Source organism: Bacillus sp. 9.4, from assembly GCF_055486415.1.
This window is the reverse complement of sequence record NZ_JBVFMU010000001.1, coordinates 24975-45302: the sequence shown is the minus strand read 5'-3', so window position 1 is coordinate 45302 and position 20328 is coordinate 24975. Positions and strand designations below refer to the sequence as shown.

Sequence of the window (20328 nt, the reverse complement as noted above, 5' to 3'; positions counted from 1 at the left end):
TAAAGATTCAAACAAACGATGGGAAGAAATACATCAAAGGATAAGCGGCTGTTCATACTAATGATCGGGAGGTAAACCGACTTATGATACAAATTTTGATCACTGGTCTTTTTTTATTGGCTCAGCCGAGTGAGCCGCAGGACAGTTTAACGGTCACACAGCAAGGACGGACGATTGCCACTGTTAACCGTGAAGACTTTACAATGCCTCTTCCCGGCACTCCAATGGTTGACTATGAAAAATACAGTAAATTCATCAAACAGCTTGATCAGAAAGTGTACCGTGAGCCGATAAATGCTGTCCTTAACGATCATGGAAGCATCGTCCCGGGCAGGGTTGGCTACAAACTGTATCAACAGGCGTTTATGGAAAAGTTTTATGCGTATTTTTATGGGCAAGGTCCCTCCAAGATAGAAGTGCCGGAAATGAACATTTATCCGAAAGTTGACAGCGAGCTGCTAGCTCACATCAGTACGCAGCAGCTTGGTCAGTACGTGACGTATTTTAACTCAAGCAATAAAAGCCGTTCACACAATATTTCTCTTTCTGCAAAAGCAATCGATAATCACGTTGTTTTCCCTAATGAGACGTTTTCGTTTAACCAAGTTGTGGGAATGAGAACTCGGAACAAAGGATATAAAAGTGCACCCATTATTGTAAAAGGGGAGTTGTCTGAAGGTGTAGGAGGAGGAATTTGTCAGGTGTCCTCAACTCTATTTAATGCAGTTGATCGTGCAGGACTGCAGATCGTTCAGCGCTATTCTCATACTAGAAGTGTACCATATGTACCGCCCGGACGGGATGCGACGGTAAGCTGGGGAGGTCCTGACTTTCGCTTTCAAAACCAATATAACCAACCAATCTTAATTCGGGCAAAAAGGTATGGGGGAAGTATGATTATTACGCTATACTCTTCTGATGTGATAAACAGCAAATTGAGAAAAATCCCCAAAGCTCCATCTCGGATACCGAAAGAAATAAATGCTGAGCAGTAAAGACAAAACCTCAGGTAAGGTTTTGGTTAAGAGAGCTTGTAGATTGCTCAAAATCAATTCTTTAAGGAGCGGCCAGTGAAAGGAAGGAGGGATAAATGAAGTGAAAAGGGTATTATTTTCTGTAATTGTTTTTACAGCAGTTGGATTTACGTTTTGCCAATCAAAAGCGCATGCCCTGACTTTTACGGTGTTGCCTATTACACAAAAAACAGAACAGTGGTCAGTAAAAGTAAGTGAAGCAAAAAATGTAAAGGAATTTGCGAGACCTCAAAAAGGAGAATATCAAGTATATTCCTTGGAAGTCAAAAATATAGGGGAAAAAGCAGCTACAGTGGATGTGCAATTGTATAGAAATGATCCTGATTCAATCACAAGATTTTCACTTTTTGGATGCCTCGATGAAAATTGTGACAAACCAAAAGAAGATTCTAAAATGTTAGCTGAAAGTTTAAATGATGGCTCACCGCTGAAGTTCAATCATTTTATGCTGGCAGATAAGGCCTCTGAATTAGAGGTTGTGATTATTTGGACACAGAAAGGGCAAGAAGGACGCAATTTAAAACAGACCTTTAAATTCACTGAAGATGGCGTTAATTAGACAGTAAAGATGGAATGGCTTTGATGATTCGATCTCTTACTTTGCCTGAGGAAAAAACGAAAATAATTGTTGGGAAACCAATCATAGCTGAATCAAATGTCAAAGTGACTGTGATTTATGACTATAGAGAAGAACCAGAGGAGGCCTTTTGGATACACTTATCTGATGAGAGTGAAATGTTTGTCGATGATCACAAAGTCTTTATTGAATACGAATAGAGACTTTGTGACTGACTGCGCATTTCAGCTTAACATTTTACTGATAATGACAGTAACACCTAACAAGTGCAGCCCGTTCATTATTAAAAAACTCTAATTTCTAAATTTTCAGAGTTCAATTTCAGTCAATTCAGTTATAAAAATAAAAAGCCCATTTTAAGGTTATTGACTCAATGAAACAAAAAATGCATTTAAGAGCTGTTAAAAGTTTTAATCTTGTCTTTAGAGAGCGCATTAATTTAAGTCAAAAGTTTAAACAGCCATCTGTTAGATCATTAGCTCTTTTTTATTTTCTTTTCAGTAACATTTTGATCATATTTTCCTACTAACGAGTTAGGAAAGTGGGGAAAAACATGAGAAAAAAGAACAATGTTAAGAAATGGCTATTGATCATTGCTGGATTCTTGATCATCTGCATCACCACATTATTTGTAATGGTGTCAGGAAACAAAGTGAAATATGAGGGCAGCGGGAAAAGCGGACTGTGGATGTCTAACCTTGAAAAATCAGACAAAACTTCAATTGGACCCAATTATTTTCTAAATCTGTATTGGCAGGGGAGTAAGAAGGACGAAAAGAGGACGGTCATAGAAAAAATCACCTTATACATAGATGGTAAAATGTATGATAACAGGGAAAATTATGATTTGTCAGAGTACACAGGTGATGAAATGCCGGGTGGGGGACGCATGGAGGACCATATTGCCACCTTTGATTATATGCCTGAAGATGAAGTGATAGGACATGATGTATTAGTGAAAGTGGAGTGGAGGACAGGCCAGAAAAAACAGACAGAAGAAATCAAATTACATAAGAAGCCATGGTATAAAAAATAGCTTATTTGATGTATTTGTGACACATTCGTGGTCACTTTTTTATTTGCGGATTCCTAGGCACAGCAATCTAAGATTCTGCATAGGCTGAAATAAAATCTTGTTCATTTCTAAAACGAGGTGCATGCTGTTGGAACAACAACCAATCAATCATGAAGACAGAAACGTGCCGCAGCCTATTCGAAGTGATGGAGCTGGAGCTATTGATGCAGGCCCGCGAAATATAATGCGGGATATTCAAAATCCGAATATACTTGTGCCGCCTGTTACAGATGAGGGTATGATTCCTAACTTGAGATTTTCATTCTCTGATGCTCCTATGAAATTAGATCACGGCGGCTGGTCAAGAGAAATCACCGTAAGACAGCTTCCGATTTCGACTGCGATTGCAGGTGTAAACATGAGCTTAACTGCGGGAGGCGTCCGCGAGCTTCATTGGCATAAGCAAGCGGAGTGGGCTTATATGCTTTTGGGACGGGCACGTATCACCGCTGTTGACCAAGACGGACGAAATTTCATTGCTGATGTTGGTCCCGGCGACCTTTGGTACTTCCCAGCAGGAATTCCGCATTCCATACAGGGATTGGAACACTGCGAGTTTCTGCTCGTATTCGATGATGGAAACTTTTCTGAGTTTTCAACGTTAACCATTTCAGATTGGCTTGCACACACACCAAAAGACGTTCTGTCTGCAAATTTCGGTGTTCCGGAGAATGCTTTCAACTCTCTTCCGTCTGAGCAAGTCTATATCTACCAAGGGAATGTGCCGGGATCAGTCGCCAGTGAAGACATTCAGTCACCATATGGAAAAGTCCCCATGACCTTTAAACACGAGTTGTTAAATCAACCCCCAATTCAAATGCCAGGGGGGAGTGTACGAATTGTGGATTCTTCTAACTTTCCAATTTCAAAAACGATAGCCGCTGCACTTGTTCAGATTGAGCCTGGCGCGATGAGAGAGCTTCATTGGCATCCCAATAGCGATGAGTGGCAATATTATCTAACAGGACAGGGACGAATGACGGTATTTATCGGAAATGGGACTGCCCGCACATTTGATTATAGAGCAGGCGACGTTGGATACGTGCCTTCTAATGCTGGACACTATATACAAAACACTGGTACAGAAACATTATGGTTTTTAGAAATGTTCAAAAGTGACCGCTATGCAGATGTGTCACTCAATCAGTGGATGGCATTGACGCCTAAAGAATTAGTGCAAAGCAACTTGAATGCTGGATCAGTCATGCTTGATTCTCTGCGTAAGAAGAAAGTGCCTGTTGTGAAATATCCCGGTACGTAAAGACTGAACCGATCATACAGTGGTCTTAAAGTAACTAGAGCTGGGTGTTGGCCTGTGTTTTATCAAATCCCTATATATACGTTATGTAGGGTTTTTCTGCTTGAATCGTATTGTAATGAGCTTTAAAATGTTAATGTGGAAATGATAACCACCCGCTAATGGAAATTCAATGGCCGATTTCTACCAGTTTGATTGGCTTTAAAGGAGGACAAGAATGAAAGCACTCATATTTTTATCCAGTTTGACTGCTATTGGGAGCTCTATATTGGGGCGATGGTTAGGGATGCTGGATGATTCTTATGCTGTTGGCGATGCTTGGTTTATAGGTGTTTTAGCTGGATTGATTTCACTTCTATTATTGATTGACAGTCAAACGATGACAAAGAATTACATAGTAAGTTTAAGTACGATACTAGGCATTCTGGGAGTGGGATTTATATATTTTCCAGCTGCATTCATCAACATATTATTAAGTATTACACTGGATAAACAAAAGAAAGAAGACCTTCATGTAAGATGAAAGAAATTTCATTTAATTCTTAGGAGGGAAAGTGTATGGATTTACCTCTATGGGCTTATATCATATTTGCAATCACAGGTGCGGCAGGTTTTATCAGTGTAATGTGGTTCAGTTTTTTTGCTGACAAAATAGAAAAGTGAAGCGATTTTATAAGAAATGTAAACTATTTTATATGAAAGGGATAACATTGCTTATTTAAGTTTACATAATAAAATTATTTCAAACTGATATTGAAAATAACTAATTGATCTATGTACTAAATATTCATAATTACTAGAGGGATTGGCACCTAAGGAACAAAGCTATTTGACAAGTTCTTGCTAGAGAATTTCAATCACTACATATGATTTTCTGCATCAAGAAGCTCAGCTGAATTATTTTTAGGTGAATTTACTAATGATGAAACCTGGTATGCTTCCATGTCATCAGCATCATAAGGCAGCAGCAAACTTTGCAGATAATCAGGGCTTGTATTTTGGGGGTTAAGCCACTCCTTTTCATGATCATGGGCCAATATAACCGGCATTCGGTCGTGTATATCTTTCATGAACTCATTAGGCTCAGTTGTTATGATGGTGCAGGTATAAAGAGGGTATCCTTGATGTGTGCTCCACTTTTCATATAAGCCAGCAAACGCAAAAAGAGCAGATGATTTCAATTTGATCCGCATTGGGATTTTGGTTTTGGAATCAGGTCGTTTCCATTCATAAAAACTGTCTGCTGGTATGATGCAGCGTTTGCTGACAAGCGGTCTTCGAAAGGCCGGTTTCTCGGTAATTGTTTCGGCTCGAGCATTGATCATTTTATAACCGATCTTTTCATCTTTTGCCCAAGGTGGAATAAGTCCCCATCTAAGCTTGCCTAAGCGATTATTTGATCCATCATTGATGATCGCAAGGATGTTTTGTGATGGTGCGGCATTGTAGCTTGGCTGGTATTCATCTTTAGGAAAAAATTGATCGATGTCAAACTGGTCAATAATATCATCAAATGCAGAGTACAAAGTAAACCTGCCGCACATATCCATCATCCTTTTTAGGGGTTTTTGAATAGTTTGTGGGACGAACGTTCATTTAATACAGGTTCAGAACAATGATTTCTTTTCACTTGCGATAAACTGGTATAATAAGAAAGCCATTTAAGAAGTTATTGTGGAAAAAAACATATGCTTTTTGGTTGGACCGACGCTGGATCTTGATGGAGTTACAAGGATCGCTTAAAAATAGCCTATAAGTATAAAAAGAGGCACAGCGTTTTTAACGCAGGGCCTCTTTTATATCAGTAGCCAAATACCAGAGTTGTACTTTGTGATCCGGCATATTTCGTGACAAATTCTTTTGTATATTCCGGCGTTTGGACACGATAGCTATAGTTTGACACGGGATTCCAAGAAGTCAGCGGAGAGGTTTGCTTATTGAGTGATGGATAGCTGCCTATGTCTTTGAAATAACCAGTGCCCTTGTCGTCAAGGATGCCGCCTTTTTCACTGCCTTTCCCAAAGTAATTATATTCGGAATATATTTTTGCTTTTGTAGCAATTGTAATCGCCTGGTTAAAATTGTTGCTGTAATTGTTTTTAACATGAAAGTAACCATATCTCATCAGACCTGGGCCTCTAACATACAAGTTCTCAAAATAATTATTGGCGATTGTCATGTGAGGGTAGCCGTCATATTGATGCTGAGAATCATCCGGGTATCCTAAAATCAAACCGTATTTATGATTCGCAAATTTTGAGTTGCTGATCGTGATATAATCTGCGGATTTTCCGATATACAGGAGTTTGTCCAAATCAATTCCGCTTGCACTATAGCTATGACCTGAGAATGTGACGTGATCAATCCAATAGTTCATACCGGAATCTAAATAAAGCTGGATATCATTATTTCCGTTAATCTGCGGACTGTGTTCAAACGTTAAATTTTGAAAAATGACATTTCCAGAAGCTGATGAAGTTGTTAAATAAATATTTTTCAGCGTTTTTTTCGCGTAAGAGCCCACGAGTGTTTTATTTGAGCCAATGGTAACTGTTGTTTTCGCAGATGCGGAAAGATCATTTTGAAGCACTAAAATTTTCGGAGTGGATCCTCCTAGGTGGGTTTTTAAATCATTTACGCTTTGAATGTAAACAATCTGCCCGTTTTTTCCACCCGTTGTGCCCGTTTTAGAAATGCCTTTTTCATTTTTGGCATTTCCGGCAAAACCTAAAAGGCCATTTGTTGAGGTGTTCGGAAAATCGGCTGCACCTAATGCTTTTCCAGGCAAGAGAACCAAAAACAAACTAAAGACGGTGAACCATAAACAAAGTCGTTTCATCACAATATGCTTCCTTTCAATTTTAATAATTTCCTTGCGGGGATTATTATTACAGTTAATGGAAAGGAATGATAGGTTCTATCTTCCTAATTAATGTTGGGTTACTTAAAAAATACAGATTGCGCCAAAAGACATACTAACAATTAAAATAGAAGAAAGGATTGATACACCGTTGACTGCAGCAGCTTATCGAAACACCTTGCTATCACTTTTATGTTTAACAGCTGGAATCGTGGATGTAATCGGGTATTTAAGCCTGGGACATGTGTTCACAGCTAATATGACTGGAAACATTGTATTATTGGGGTTAGCTATCGGCAAATCCATTCAGGTCACTGTTTTTAATTCCTTGACTGCACTAATCGGATTTATATGCGGCGTGATCATTGCCACATTGATGGTCGGAAAGGCGGAAAATACCCTTTGGCCTTCTGCTGTGACAAAAGCCCTCGCACTTGAAGCATTCATTTTGTTTGTCTTTGCTTGTCTTTCTTTTTACCGGGCTTTTGTTCCTGTGCACATTCTAATTATACTCATGAGCATTTCTATGGGGATTCAAACTACAGCAGCAAAAAAACTGGGGATCGCAGGTATTTCTTCAACTGTGTTGACCGGCACTTTGGCTTCTCTTTTAGAGGATATATCCGGCCGATTGTTTTTTAAGATGCAGAAGAAGACTTTCTTAAGAGATACTGTGTTAAGAGCACTGGCTATTATTTTGTATTGTGTGGGGGCTATTATTGTTGCTCTGGCTGAGCCTGATTTTTATCACTTCATTATTTGGGTTCCGATTGTGCTGATATTTGGCATCATGATGACAGCTAAGTTGAAACTGAGCGGGGAAAAATAGCTTTTCCTGTATAGCTGTTATCACAACAGCCTGTCTCATTTCGTTATTGTTATGCGAATTTTGAGAGGGCAAAATAAGACATTCGGCTGAAGTGCACATTCGTTCATTTGTATTGGCTTTTTCATAAGTACCTACATTTGATATATGAATGATAGTGAATTTGCCTTAAAAGCATCTATGAATCTATTTCCTCTTTCAAACCAGATGGATTGAGTCTTATAATGATAATGATTCTCATTTGAAGTCTGGTTTGAGGAGGACCAAATATGAAAAAGATCATGAGTGCATTTGTTGGTATGGTTTTGTTGACGATCTTCTGTTTTTCCCCGCAAGCTTCGGCAGCATATGACGACCTGCATGAAGGTTATGCAACGTATACAGGGTCAGGTTATTCAGGAGGAGCTTTCCTGCTGGATCCCATTCCTTCCGATATGGAGATTACTGCAATAAATCCGGCGGATCTCAATTACGGAGGAGTAAAAGCAGCACTTGCCGGCTCTTATTTGGAAGTTGAAGGGCCAAAAGGGAAAACAACCGTATATGTTACTGATCTTTATCCCGAAGGCGCTCGGGGAGCTCTTGATCTGTCACCTAATGCCTTCCGTAAAATCGGCAATATGAAAGACGGAAAAATCAATATTAAATGGCGTGTTGTCAAAGCCCCAATCACCGGCAATTTCACGTACCGGATCAAAGAAGGCAGCAGCAGGTGGTGGGCAGCAATCCAAGTCAGAAATCACAAGTATCCTGTTATGAAAATGGAATATGAAAAGGATGGTAAGTGGATCAACATGGAGAAAATGGACTATAACCATTTTGTGAGTACGAATTTAGGGACAGGCTCTCTCAAAGTCAGAATGACTGACATCCGCGGAAAAGTTGTGAAAGACACCATTCCAAAGCTGCCTGAAAGCGGAACGTCCAAAGCCTATACTGTACCGGGCCATGTTCAGTTTCCTGAATAAAAAATACGAAACAGCGGATCTTTTCCCGCTGTTTTTTCATTGTTCTGCATCTGCATGTAAAAATGTTTTAATCATGTTCAACTGCTCCTGCTTTGGATAACTGGTATACAGCCTGCTTGAAATCCGAATAGGATCTCCGAAAAAATATCTTTCGTAGTGAGTTTGTCTAGTTCCGAATGAACTCATTGTTAAATCCCATGCCAAACGGAAAATTTTCACACGTTCTTCAGCATTTGTATTGGTTGCTTGAAGATATTGGTCAAGATCTTCCCGTATCTCTGAGTCAAATGCATTTTCGGTAGGCAGTGTCACCATTCCGCTAGCTCCAATTAATTGTATGATTTCAGTAAATCGAGGATATAGCTTAGGAATGATCGTACTGATGACTTGAAGAGGAATTAAACAGGGGCGCATATAGCCGAATTCATCTAACTGAGCATCATTTTCTGATTTGTCAATGAGCGCTTTGATTGTTTCCAATCCCACAATGATTTCTGAGAGCTTTTCTTGGATGTGCTGATATTCGGAAACATTAATGGTGTCGACAAGAAGCTGTGCAACACCTAATAGAAATTCAATTTTTATCATTTGCCTAATGACAACCTGGTGAAAGGTAAAGGCATGAAAGGAGCTTTTTGTCATAAAATCTTTAGCTGCTTCCACATTATCGTAAAAAAACACACGATTCCACGGCACTAACACATGATCAAAAACCACAATTGAATCCATTTCTTCATACCTTGAGCTTAAGGGATGATTAAAGGAAGAGTCGCTTAATACAAATGATTCTCTTGTGATGAATTTTACGCCTTTTGTATTAGAAGGGATTGAAAAAGCATAAGCTTCATCTGTTTCAAAGAAATATTTAGGCGCTGAAAAAACCAAGATTTCATCGGTCAATCCGCCTTGTGTGGCAAGCAGACGTGCGCCATGAATCATTAAACCTTTTTCGGTTCTATCAATGACTTTAGCAGATATCGGTTTTTCACTTAGCCCAAAATAAGACTGTGACCGGTTCACTTGCGGAGTAATGAATGTATGGGTAAAGGAAAGGTCATGCTTAGCAGCTTGTTCATACATATCTAGTATATGTTCAGGAAAGCAATTCTCTTTATCTTTGAGAAGCTCCGCTGACGAAGCAAAGCTCATCATAACCGTATTCATGTAATCCGGACTTCTCCCCATCATTCCGTGAGTATGTCTAGCCCAATGTTCAATCATGTTCCTTCTTTTTTTTAAATCATTTTTGGTTTTAGGCTGGAGATAGGAAAGGCCGATTCGATTATGATCTCCAGGAAGGCAATAAGTCATTTCATGTATTAACTCATCCTTTGTTTGCAATTCATAAAGTGAGCTTTTTGTTTTGATTATTCCTTTAAATGCAGGATGCTCAGAAATGTTACCCTTTATTTTTTCGCCATCATACCATATTTCGTTTTCTAGTTTATTCAATCGGTCAATGAATTCTTTACCATTGATGATCCCCATTTAAGTTTCGCTCCTTCATATTATGCTGCGTATTGTATTATATTTTCGAGAAAACAGCCGGTTCAGCCAATTTGAGGTGGGAAAAGCCTTTTTTGTATGCCTAATAGAAAATAAGAAGCTTATACAACAAAAGACAGCCAATTTTTCTTGAAGCCTTTTTGAAGATTCAGAGCCGTAAAGAATTTGCTTATTCATATGAAAATGGCACTATAAAACTTGATAACACGTGTCGATATTATGGACATGGGCGTAAGCGAATTGGATTTAAACGCGCTTGAACATATTTTATTTCAGCCATTACATTGTGCGGAAAGGGAAAACGACACATGAAAGTGAAAACAAAATTGCTGGGGATTATATCAATATTAGTTGTTTCAATTATTGGAATTGGAGGCTCCTCAGTATTTATGATTTCTTCTACTGTGAAAAAGAATGAAGAACTTAAAGACAAAATGGAATTCCAAAAAGAGATAAAACACATCCAATATGAATTGACCGGGTTATCAAATGATGAAAGAGGCTTCTTGATTACCGGAGACAAAGAATACGACGAGGGTATGAAGGAAAAAGCAGACGATGTCTTAAAGAGCCTTGACCGGGTTAATGACTTGATTGATGAAGAGAAGTATCAATCCAATATCGAAGACATTAAGACAAGTTTTACTCAGTATAGAGCTTTGAATCAGCAGGTAGTAACAGCCTACTCTTCAAATCCTAAAAAAGCAGAAACCATCCATTTTGGAGAAGAAAGAACATTAAGAAAAGAAGTCGTAGATCCGGCTGTCAATAAGCTGTCTGATCGCCTGGATCAAGAGGTAGAGGATCTAAAGGATGAAATACAGGGCAATGGTAAAATGAGTCAATCGCTCATTATCATTGTCACAGGGATATCAGTAATATTAGGCATTGTTCTAAGCATAATGCTGTTAAAGTCCATTATGGTGCCACTAAGAAGCATAAATAAGCAGCTAGAGGAAATTGCTCATGGCGAGGCTGATTTAACCAAAAAAGTCATAGTGAAAAATAAAGATGAATTTGGCCAGCTTGCCCAATCGTTTAATTCTTTTACTCATTCATTATCTCAAATTGTGAAGCAAATCAGCAGTTCATCTGAACAAGTCGCCGCTTCCTCCGAAGAATTATCGGCAAGCGCGGAAGAATCGAAATCAACATCTGAACATATTTCCCGAGCCATGCAGATGGCTGCCGAAAGCAATGTGAAACAAAGCTCAATGACAGAAAAGAGTGCGGAATCCATTACTGAATTATTAGACAGTATATCATCTGTTGCTTCAAATACAGGGAACATAGCGGATCTTTCTTCTTCGATGAGAGACAAGGCTGAAATAGGCTCTAAGTCCGTCAACAAGATGTTAGATCAGATGAAATTCATTGATAAATCTGTAGATTCAGCCGGCAATGGATTACAGGCATTGGTAGCGAGCACAGCAGAAATCAGTGATATTTCCTCGCTTATCACGACGATTTCAGAGCAGACCAATTTGCTGGCCCTAAACGCAGCGATCGAGGCGGCCAGAGCCGGAGAGCAAGGAAAAGGATTTGCTGTGGTGGCAGAAGAAGTTCGGAAGTTGGCGGATGAAACAAATAAATCTGCAAACCACATCCAATCGGTGGTAGCGACCATCCAAAATGAATCGATAGAAACGGTAAACAATATTAAGGTTGTTCAAGAAAATGTGAGCTCAGGTATTGTTCTTTCTCAAGAGGCAACAGGAAATTTCAATGAAATACTGAACCTTGTGGAACAGGTCACTTCTCAAATACAAGAAGTCGCAGCGGCAACTCAACAGCTTACATCAGGCGTTGAAGTGATTCAGCACACAGTTGATACATTGGCCGCTGGAACAAAAGAAACGTCTGCTAATACAGAAGCGGTTGCAAATTCATCACAGGAACAGCTTCATTCAATGGGGGAAATCTCCTATGCCGCAGAATCTCTATCTCAGTTGGCAGAAGAACTTCAAAAAGTCATTAATCGTTTTAAATATTAAACAGGCTACTTACGTGCAACCCCCATCCTATTCGGTGGGGGTTGGCTCTTTTACTGTGGTTGTTTCTAAAAACAGAGCTAACTGACCTTTTAAGTTAGCTCCGTTTGTATGGCTAGTCCAAATTTTGATCGATCGTCCCTTCAAAATAGTCATCGCTGACCTGTTCATGAGTTTCAGCTAATCCTTTTTCTAATTGCGTGCTTCCTTTATAATCTGAGGGCTCAAAGTATTTCCCGGCAACATCTGTTGTGTCATTTTTGTTTTCTTTGTTATGAGTTTGTGTTTCAGTGTTTACACTTTCTGTCTTAGTATTGCTGCTTATAGATTGCTGAAAATCATATTCCTTGTCTAATGAAGAAAATCTTTTATAATCATCAGGTCTGTCTGCACCGTTTTTTTGAGTCACTTTACTTCCTCCAGATTATTGATATTTTAGTGGGGGTAAGAACTTATTTCGTTTTATTTCGTTCTTTTAGGCTCAGAACCATGTTTTTTAGGATCATCTGCTTTAAAAGCTGTTTCAGTCTCATGGTCATTTCTCATTTGTTCAATACTTGAATTTTGAATTCCCTTTTTACTCATTGGTTTCACTCCTTTACGAAAAGTGTTGAATATCAACTCTTCTTATTTTGTCTGTTGATCAGGTATTCATTCACTTTTTTCATTCGCGCTTTCGCCAATCAGGAGAGGCGTTTTCATGCCAGCGTATTATCTAATAAAAGAACGTCATTTTTGAAACCTTTTATTAGCGCATTGCGTATAGCACGTTGGGGAAGACAACTCGATAAAAGAAATACAAAGGTTGTGAATTTATACTAACAGCACTGTGAATAAATCAAACAAGGGGGGGTGAAAAAATGAAAAAAATCGCATCATATTATTTAATGACATTAGGGCTATCCAGCCTTACATTTGGTTTGTTTTTAGGGTTTTATTCTTTCGTTATGTATGGCGATATGATAATTGCATTGTTTACGGCAGCAATTGCTTTATTATACGGTTTTGTGGTGTATGGCCTTTTTGCTGTTCCGCTCCAAATGAAGTTGCAGAAAAAAGCGAGAACATTCAATGTCATGTACCTATTGATTTACAGTGTGGTTGCTTTTATCGCAGCTTTCCTGTTTTTTGTTATCAATGAACCTGCGTCAATAGCATGGACATTGCAATCGTATTTTTATTATATGTTAAGTATTGCGGCTGCAGTGATTTACTGGTTATGGGATTCTCTGATCCTTTATAAACGAACAGCTTCCGGCGTATAGGCTAATTTTTACCAATCGGAGAAATATGGAGGTTCAATAAAAATTCAGGATCTAAAAGCTTTAGGTTTCATATTTTTTTTAAAAAATCCTCCGCGGATAAAGGCGCAGTATGGGGGCATAATGAGAGCGCACATTCGAACCGAATAGGTTTTCTAAGTGTTTTACGATACATACGTTCATCAAGATCATCACGTCATCGGAATATAAAAACTATTGTTGTGGAACGGGCATCTTGAGTTGTTTGAGGAAAGAACATAGATGGTGGTTTATCGTTTTATCAGCGCTTATAGAACAAAGTTTTGGTGGCGGTCAATCCATACAGCTAAACAGAGGAGAGCGTGACAATGAATCTCGCTCTCCTCAGATTTGTTTTATTCACCCTGATGTTTTTCAACTAATGTGAATGTCCATTCTTTTAACATATGTTTCTGTACATATTTTTTTCCGTTTATTTCAATGTAAGGCAGGTCTGCCATGTCTCCAGCTAACTGTTTTGCTTCAGTCGTTGTTATTCCTAAAAAAAGTCCGATGTAAAAGTAAATATCCCGTTCTTTTATAAGCAAGATATCATTTTGTTCACTACCTTTTGTATGGTTCATCTGCTTTAAGCCTTCACCGATAAAATATCCTGCCAAAGCAATACCAATTCCTAAAAAAACGTCCATGTGTATGCCTCCATTATGTCAATGTTATGTTATACGGGCTTGGCATACTCCGGGTTTCATTATTTTTCAAACCTTTTCAATCTGTACACGGCCTGAAAAAAAGGTGGCGCCGCCGCCCATATCGGACAATCGGTCTGGGGTTAGCGCGTTTACAAGCTGTTTTTTTCCTTGTTCATCCGCCCATAATCCTTGGCTGACAACGACACCTGGCAGCACTTGTTCTCCAACTGCAGCGGTCAGCTGGCATTCTCCCCGGCTGTTCCAAATTCGTACAGGTGCCCCATCAACGATTCCGTGTTCTTCAGCATCTTTTGTGTTGATAAAGAGCTTTGGCGTCTTTTCAAGCTTGATGTGTTTTTCATTATTGGAAAATGTTGAGTTTAAGAAATTATGGTTTGGCCCCGGAACATACATAAAAGGATGTTCATTATCGGTTACAAGAGGTGTATATGTCGGTAAAGCAGGGAAGCCGTCTTGTTTCATTTTTTCTGAATATAATTCTATTTTTCCGCTTGGCGTTGGAAGTTCGCCCGGAAACAGCGGCTTTTCGCGTTTCGCTTTCATAAATGAATGCTTAGCAAGTGCATCGTAATCAATCTCTGCCAAATGCGGATTATCTGGATGGTCAAGCGCCTGGCGGATTAATTCTTCATCTGAATCTTTAAGCTCCTGATCTGTGAATCCCATGGCTTCAGCCAGTAATCGGAAAACCTCAGTGTTAGACTTGCTTTCCCCATATCTCTCAATCACCGGCTGCTGAAGCTGAATGTAATGGTGCCAGTAGGAGGTGTAAAAATCAGTATTTTCAAAAGCGGATGTTGCAGGCAGTACAATGTCCGCATATGCAGCCGTTTCCGTTAAAAACAAATCATGAACCACAGTAAACAAGTCTTCCCGCAGCAAGCCCTGTCTGACTTTGTTTGCTTCGGGCGCGACGACGGCAGGGTTCGTTCCGTAAATAAATAGAGAGCGAATAGGCGGGTCTGTTTCCAAAAGCACCTTGCCAAGCTGATTCATATTAAATGACCTCGGGGTGCGCCCTTTCAATAAGTCGGGCCGTTGCAAGGCATTTGTGTTATATTCTAAAATTCCGCTGTTATGCTTAATTGCGCCGCCCCCTGTGTGCAGCCATTGGCCGGTGATCGCCGGAAGACAGGCAATCGTCCTTACAATCATCCCGCCGTTATCGTGATGCTGGGGTCCGTTTCCGATTCTGATAAAAGAAGGGGAGGTTTCCCCGTACATTTTTGCCAGTCGGTAAATATCTTCGGTACTGACACCGGTGATCGTCGATACCTTTTTAGGATCATATTGTTTCACGTGTTCACGGAGGTCTTCATAGCCAACCGTGTACTCGGACAGAAATGCTTCATCATGCATATTTTCTTTAAATAAAATGTGCATGATGCCAAGAGCAAGTGCACTGTCGGTTCCCGGCTTTATTGGAATAAACCAATCTGCGAGACGTCCTGTTTGATTTTTATGCACATCGATCACGACAATTTTGGCACCTTGTTTTCGCGCTTTTTGGGCGATCGTAATTTGGTGCATATTTGTGCTGACCGCGTTGATTCCCCAAAAAATAAATAGTTTTGTATGAATGGTTTCCTCAGGATCGATTCCCGCGCTTATGCCCATTGTATATTTATAGCCTTCAGATCCCGCTTTGCTGCAAATCGTCCGTTCAAGCTGGCTTGACCCCATGCGGTAAAAAAAGCGGCGGTCCATTCCTTCAGCTGTCAATTTCCCCATATTTCCGTAAAAGCTGTAAGGAAGTATGCTTTCAGCTCCCTCTTCATCAATCAGCTGTTTCCAGCGGGAGGTGATCGTATCGATTGCCTCTTCCCAAGAAATCGGTTCAAATATCGCTTGGCCTTTCGCACCTGTTCGTTTGAGCGGTGTAGTAAGCCGCTTTTTATCATATATGCGCTCCGTCATATTCCGGACTTTGTTGCATATGTTTCCGGCTGTGACAGGATGATCAGGGTCTCCTTGCACTTTTACGATTTTCCCGTCTTTTTTATGTATTAACAATCCGCACTGATCCGGGCAGTCCAGCGAGCAAACGGATTTGAAAATGCCGTTTTGTTGTGTGGCAAAAGATTTCATGGCCCAGTTCCTCTCTCTAGTTAGATATTTTGTAAGAATTATAACATTTCGGATCATAACGTCAATTCTGAAAAAAGAGATTGACATCAATCTGAGACTTCTTTATGATAAATGTATTCTTTATTCTGAAAATTACATACTCAACATTTTCTATCCAGAGAGGTGGAGGGACTGGCCCTATGAAACCTCGGCAACATTATTGTGCCAATTCCAGCAAGCGTCAGCTTGAAAGATAGGAAAGCAAGGTTTATACCGGCGTCTGCCTGTAACAGAGCGCGCCTATATATGAATCTCTTTCCATCTTCGGAAAGAGATTTTTTTTATGAAAAATACGATGAAAAGGATGTTTTGCACCATGACGGTTTTGGTTACAGCACCGTACAACGAAGAAGGACGAAAAGAGCTTGAAAACTTGTTTGGCTCAGTTGCTTATCAATCTTGGAAGGAACAAGGCCGGGCATATCGGGAAGATGAACTCATTCAGTTGCTAAAAGCAACAAATGCGACAGGCTTGATTACTGAGCTTGATCAGGTAACAGGCAGCGTATTTGCTTCTGTTCCCGAACTTTCATTTGTCGGTGTTTGCAGGGGAATGCCCTCCAATGTGGATGTGGCAGCTGCCTCAAAAAGAGGCATACCTGTTTTTTATACACCAGGGCGGAATGCACAAGCCGTTGCTGAAATGTTTATTGGAAATGTGATTACCTTTCTCCGCCATACCAGCGTCTCGAATCAATGGCTGAAGGATGGAAAGTGGGACAGGGATTACTTACAGGCTTATGTCAAATTTAAAGGAAATGAATTATCAGGAAAAACGGTTGGCATGATTGGGTTCGGGGCGGTTGGCCAAAGGATTGCAAAACTGCTGACTGCGTTTGACTGTAAAATAAAGTATTACGATCCATACATTCAAGACGATCATCCGTTGTATGAAAAAGTATCTCTTAAAACGGTGTTTTCAGACAGTGATATCGTTTCTGTACATCTGCCTCGTACTGAGGAAACACTTGGACTTATTGATCGGAAGTATTTTGATCTGATGAAACAGAGTGCGATTTTCGTCAATACTTCAAGAGCAGTTGTTGTAAACCGTGAAGATCTTTTATCTGTATTAAAAGAACATAAAATCAGAGGTGCGATATTAGACGTTTTTTATCATGAACCTCCAGAGAAATCAGATTATGAATTGATTTCATTGCCTAATGTTCTGGCAACACCGCATCTCGCTGGAGCAACATTTGAAGTGGAGGATCATCACGTGACGATACTGAATAAAGCCCTCAAAAAGTGGAAGGGTAAAAAAACTCTTAATATTCCGACAATGTATAACAAGGACGAACTGAAAACAGGGGTATAAGAAAGGAGGCTAAGAGAATGAAAAAACAAAAAGGCTATCTCGTTTTTGATATTGGCACAGGCAATGCGAGGGTAGCGGTCGTGAGTGTAACTGGCAGTGTTCTAACAGTTGAACGGGAGGACATCGTGTATTCCACAGAGACGCTTTACCCGGACAGCCGTTATTTTTCTCCTCAGGTGCTGTGGAAGCAGGTGATGGATTTGGCAAAACGTGCGCTATCCCGTTCGCGTGATATTGACATCATTGGTTTGACATCGACGAGCCAAAGACAGGGGATTGTTTTGATTGATCAAAACGGCAATCCTTTTCTCGGGCTGCCGAACATCGATAATCGCGGCCGAGAGTGGGAGGCGAGCATTCCCGATCGGGAAGAGATATACAGCCGCACAGGCCGCCTGCCAACCGCACTTTTTTCTGCGCTCAAGCTTTATGGATTAAAACAGCGCCAGCCCTCTTTATGGGAAAAGACTGCAAGCTTTACAAGCATCAGTGATTGGGTGACGTACCAACTGAGCGGAATATTAACATATGAACCATCACAGGCAACAGAAACCCTGCTATTTGATGTGAAGCAAAACACTTGGTCAGAAGAGATGTGCGACATTTTCGGCTTTTCTCCATCTATCCTTCCGCCTCTTGTAAGAGCGGGAACAGCAATTGGAACGGTAGCAAATGAATATGCATCCGAATTAGGCCTTTCAATAAATGCTAAGGTTATAGCAGGGGGCGGGGATACACAGCTGGCTGTCAAAAGCACCGAAGCTGGACTTGAGGACATTGTCATTGTATCAGGGACAACAACGCCAATAACCAAAATTAGTGCGGATCATGGCGACACAAAACATAAAGCCTGGCTGAACTGTCATACAGATCAAGGGCATTGGCTTGTGGAAACGAATCCGGGAATTACCGGCTTGAATTATCAAAAATTAAAACAGATTTTTTATCCGAATGAAACGTACGAAGTAATGGAGGAGGAGATTTCTGCACTTGCAAAAGAAGACCATGCATGTGTAGCGGCTCTCGGCTCTTATTTATCGGCTGAAAAGAATGCATTAACGAGAGGCGGTTTTCTTTTTGATGCCCCGCTGTCAGCACATTTAAAGAGGGCACATTTTGTACGTGCAGCGCTAGAAGAAATCGCATTTTCAATCAAATGGAACTTTGACATTTTAACAGAGGTTACTCCGTTTGAACGTGACTATGTTTGGGTGTGCGGAGGGGGATTCCAAAGCAAAGTGCTCACTCAATATATCGCGGATCTTCTTCAAAAAAAGGTCTATGTCCAAGAGGGATATCATCAGGCATCTGTCGTTGGTGCTGCAGTCATTTGCAATGAAACCTTTCAATTAACGGAGGAGATGTCAGCAAATGTCCAGGTGATTGAACCGAAGGACTGTCAGACAGAATTGGCTTTATATGAGAAATGGAAGCAAACACAGCGCTTTTTTTCAGGTTCAGAAAGCAAAGTATTAATTTAAGGCGGCATTTCTGCTGTTTTGAGGAATCATTTAATTTTCAACTTTAATAAGGTAATACGGTAATTGATTGATATGAGCATCTAAGGAGGAGACAGACATGTTGGATAAAATAGGAATACCGAAGCGGCTTGCCTGGGGATTTTTAGGGGTTGTTTTGTTTATGATGGGAGATGGCCTTGAACAAGGCTGGCTCAGTCCTTTTTTGATCGAAAACGGGCTCACCGTTCAGCAGTCCGCTTCTATTTTTAGTATATACGGAATTGCGCTTGCCATAGCTTCCTGGTTTTCGGGTGTATGTCTCGAAGCATTTGGCGCAAAACGAACGATGTTTATGGGGCTGTTGTTTTATGTGATCGGTACAGCTGCTTTTATCGTATTTGGATTTGAACAGCTGAACCTGCCAGTGATGTATGTGACTTACTTCGTAAAAGGGTTAGGTTACCCGCTTTTTGCTTATTCTTTCTTGACATGGGTCATTTACAGAACACCGCAAAGCAAACTGAGCACTGCTGTCGGCTGGTTTTGGATAGCATATTGCCTCGGCATGTTTGTGTTCGGCGCTTGGTACTCAAGCTACGCGATCAAAGCGTTCGGTTATTTGAATACGCTTTGGAGCTCTATTTTCTGGGTATGTCTCGGTGCATTCTTTGCATTGTTTATCAATAAAGACCGTTTTGAAAAGAAGAAAAGAAAAAGATCAGAAACAGCCGAGGAGCTTTTAAAAGGGGTTACGATTTTATTTACAAATCCGCGCGTGCTTACAGGCGGAATCATCAGAATCATCAACAGCATTGGTACATATGGTTTTCCAGTCTTTTTGCCGATGCACATGGCCCAGCATGGAATTTCAACCAATGTGTGGCTGCAAATTTGGGGAACGATTTTTCTGGGGAACATTGTGTTTAACCTTATCTTTGGTATTGTCGGCGATAAATTCGGCTGGAAAAATACTGTTATTTGGTTCGGTGGAGTCGGCTGCGGCATTTTCACCCTCTTATTATACTACGCACCTGTTTTCTCCGGCGGAAGCTTAGCGGTTGTCAGCGTGATCGGCTTTATTTGGGGCGGTTTGCTGGCAGGCTATGTGCCGATTGGTGCAATTGTGCCGACGGTGGCAGGAAAAGATAAAGGGGCAGCCATGTCTGTATTGAATTTGGCTGCAGGTTTATCAGCGTTTGTCGGCCCTGCACTCGCTTGGCTGTTCATCGGTCTCGTCGGCGCGCAAGGCGTCGTCTGGATCTTTGCGGTCCTTTACCTTGCAAGTGCGGTCTTGACGAAATGTATTCATATACCTGAGGAAAAAGCAGTTAAGGAGGAATCATCTCCTCAATATGCATCTTAAGTAGAAAGCGCCCT

Annotated in this window: 20 protein-coding genes, 2 pseudogenes and 1 riboswitch; of the genes and pseudogenes, 15 read left to right on the top strand and 7 right to left on the bottom strand. The window is 40.5% G+C overall.

What is annotated here, in order from left to right:
* Positions 1 to 83 precede the first annotated feature (83 nt).
* The 7 genes and pseudogenes from ACZ07B_RS00215 to ACZ07B_RS00185 all read left to right on the top strand — a co-directional run bounded on the left by ACZ07B_RS00215 (position 84) and on the right by ACZ07B_RS00185 (position 4467).
* Entirely contained in the window at positions 84 to 995 is a 912-nt protein-coding gene (locus tag ACZ07B_RS00215; protein ID WP_015714063.1) for a VanW family protein, read from the top strand.
* 100 nt (positions 996 to 1095) lie between these two features.
* Positions 1096 to 1593, top strand: a complete 498-nt coding sequence (locus ACZ07B_RS00210; RefSeq protein ID WP_024571432.1) for a hypothetical protein — start codon at positions 1096 to 1098, stop codon at positions 1591 to 1593.
* Positions 1594 to 1697: 104 nt separating this feature from the next.
* Positions 1698 to 1915 (top strand): annotated as a pseudogene (locus ACZ07B_RS00205) (hypothetical protein).
* A 69-nt stretch (positions 1916 to 1984) separates the two neighbouring features.
* Entirely contained in the window at positions 1985 to 2140 is a 156-nt protein-coding gene (locus tag ACZ07B_RS00200) for a hypothetical protein (protein WP_464876736.1), read from the top strand.
* 24 nt (positions 2141 to 2164) lie between these two features.
* On the top strand, positions 2165 to 2647 hold the full coding sequence (locus ACZ07B_RS00195) for a DUF4944 domain-containing protein (protein ID WP_212130367.1): 483 nt from the start codon (positions 2165 to 2167) through the stop codon (positions 2645 to 2647).
* Between the two features lie 121 nt (positions 2648 to 2768).
* Positions 2769 to 3947, top strand: coding sequence for an oxalate decarboxylase (oxdD, locus tag ACZ07B_RS00190; protein WP_124058210.1), 1179 nt, complete (start codon positions 2769 to 2771; stop codon positions 3945 to 3947).
* A gap of 214 nt (positions 3948 to 4161) precedes the next feature.
* On the top strand, positions 4162 to 4467 hold the full coding sequence (locus ACZ07B_RS00185; protein ID WP_024571746.1) for a hypothetical protein: 306 nt from the start codon (positions 4162 to 4164) through the stop codon (positions 4465 to 4467).
* Positions 4468 to 4804: 337 nt separating this feature from the next.
* Here ACZ07B_RS00185 and ACZ07B_RS00180 read toward each other — a convergent pair whose 3' ends face one another.
* Positions 4805 to 5488 carry an SOS response-associated peptidase gene (locus ACZ07B_RS00180; RefSeq protein ID WP_464876735.1) on the bottom strand — a complete coding sequence of 228 codons (684 nt, stop codon included), beginning with the start codon at positions 5486 to 5488 and terminating at the stop codon, positions 4805 to 4807.
* Positions 5489 to 5745: 257 nt separating this feature from the next.
* Positions 5746 to 6783 carry a polysaccharide lyase family 1 protein gene (locus ACZ07B_RS00175; RefSeq protein ID WP_464876734.1) on the bottom strand — a complete coding sequence of 346 codons (1038 nt, stop codon included), beginning with the start codon at positions 6781 to 6783 and terminating at the stop codon, positions 5746 to 5748.
* Between the two features lie 172 nt (positions 6784 to 6955).
* On the opposite strand from ACZ07B_RS00175, the gene ACZ07B_RS00170 reads away from it, so the two are divergent.
* A complete protein-coding gene (locus ACZ07B_RS00170; RefSeq protein ID WP_042975966.1) occupies positions 6956 to 7633 on the top strand; it encodes a YoaK family protein in 678 nt (225 codons plus the stop codon).
* Between the two features lie 266 nt (positions 7634 to 7899).
* The gene (gene exlX / locus ACZ07B_RS00165; RefSeq protein WP_003231419.1) at positions 7900 to 8598 is read left to right on the top strand and encodes an expansin ExlX; all 699 of its coding nucleotides are present in this window, start codon (positions 7900 to 7902) and stop codon (positions 8596 to 8598) included.
* A gap of 36 nt (positions 8599 to 8634) precedes the next feature.
* On the opposite strand, the gene hpaB is transcribed toward exlX, so the two are convergent.
* Positions 8635 to 10086: a 4-hydroxyphenylacetate 3-monooxygenase, oxygenase component gene (gene hpaB / locus ACZ07B_RS00160; RefSeq protein WP_024571751.1), complete on the bottom strand. Its 1452-nt coding sequence runs from the start codon at positions 10084 to 10086 to the stop codon at positions 8635 to 8637.
* 326 nt (positions 10087 to 10412) lie between these two features.
* Here hpaB and ACZ07B_RS00155 point away from each other — a divergent pair, with 326 nt between their 5' ends.
* A complete protein-coding gene (locus ACZ07B_RS00155) occupies positions 10413 to 12098 on the top strand; it encodes a methyl-accepting chemotaxis protein (protein ID WP_464876733.1) in 1686 nt (561 codons plus the stop codon).
* A gap of 112 nt (positions 12099 to 12210) precedes the next feature.
* On the opposite strand, the gene ACZ07B_RS00150 is transcribed toward ACZ07B_RS00155, so the two are convergent.
* Both ACZ07B_RS00150 and ACZ07B_RS00145 read right to left on the bottom strand, forming a co-directional pair.
* Positions 12211 to 12504 (bottom strand): YozQ family protein, encoded by a 294-nt coding sequence (locus ACZ07B_RS00150; RefSeq protein WP_015251959.1) that lies wholly within the window; start codon positions 12502 to 12504, stop codon positions 12211 to 12213.
* Between the two features lie 53 nt (positions 12505 to 12557).
* Positions 12558 to 12680: a hypothetical protein gene (locus ACZ07B_RS00145; RefSeq protein ID WP_029318080.1), complete on the bottom strand. Its 123-nt coding sequence runs from the start codon at positions 12678 to 12680 to the stop codon at positions 12558 to 12560.
* A gap of 68 nt (positions 12681 to 12748) precedes the next feature.
* On the opposite strand from ACZ07B_RS00145, the pseudogene ACZ07B_RS00140 reads away from it, so the two are divergent.
* Both ACZ07B_RS00140 and ACZ07B_RS00135 read left to right on the top strand, forming a co-directional pair.
* Positions 12749 to 12866, top strand: a pseudogene (locus ACZ07B_RS00140) (hypothetical protein); the annotation flags it as partial.
* Positions 12867 to 12955: 89 nt separating this feature from the next.
* Positions 12956 to 13360 carry a UPF0715 family protein gene (locus ACZ07B_RS00135; RefSeq protein ID WP_015714052.1) on the top strand — a complete coding sequence of 135 codons (405 nt, stop codon included), beginning with the start codon at positions 12956 to 12958 and terminating at the stop codon, positions 13358 to 13360.
* 371 nt (positions 13361 to 13731) lie between these two features.
* Here the strand turns inward: ACZ07B_RS00135 and ACZ07B_RS00130 are convergent, their stop codons facing one another.
* Complete coding sequence (locus tag ACZ07B_RS00130) at positions 13732 to 14025, bottom strand: hypothetical protein (RefSeq protein ID WP_041335454.1); 294 nt, start codon at positions 14023 to 14025, stop codon at positions 13732 to 13734.
* Positions 14026 to 14091: 66 nt separating this feature from the next.
* Positions 14092 to 16134, bottom strand: a complete 2043-nt coding sequence (locus tag ACZ07B_RS00125) for a molybdopterin oxidoreductase family protein (RefSeq protein WP_217003149.1) — start codon at positions 16132 to 16134, stop codon at positions 14092 to 14094.
* 147 nt (positions 16135 to 16281) lie between these two features.
* A riboswitch (SAM riboswitch) is annotated at positions 16282 to 16373 on the top strand.
* An 83-nt stretch (positions 16374 to 16456) separates the two neighbouring features.
* On the opposite strand from ACZ07B_RS00125, the gene ACZ07B_RS00120 reads away from it, so the two are divergent.
* From ACZ07B_RS00120 to ACZ07B_RS00110, 3 genes are all read left to right on the top strand, one after another.
* Positions 16457 to 17491, top strand: coding sequence for a 2-hydroxyacid dehydrogenase (locus ACZ07B_RS00120; protein ID WP_217003150.1), 1035 nt, complete (start codon positions 16457 to 16459; stop codon positions 17489 to 17491).
* A gap of 17 nt (positions 17492 to 17508) precedes the next feature.
* Complete coding sequence (locus ACZ07B_RS00115; protein ID WP_167559593.1) at positions 17509 to 18972, top strand: FGGY-family carbohydrate kinase; 1464 nt, start codon at positions 17509 to 17511, stop codon at positions 18970 to 18972.
* Positions 18973 to 19069: 97 nt separating this feature from the next.
* Entirely contained in the window at positions 19070 to 20314 is a 1245-nt protein-coding gene (locus ACZ07B_RS00110; protein ID WP_041335442.1) for an MFS transporter, read from the top strand.
* The last annotated feature ends 14 nt before the right edge of the window (positions 20315 to 20328 follow it).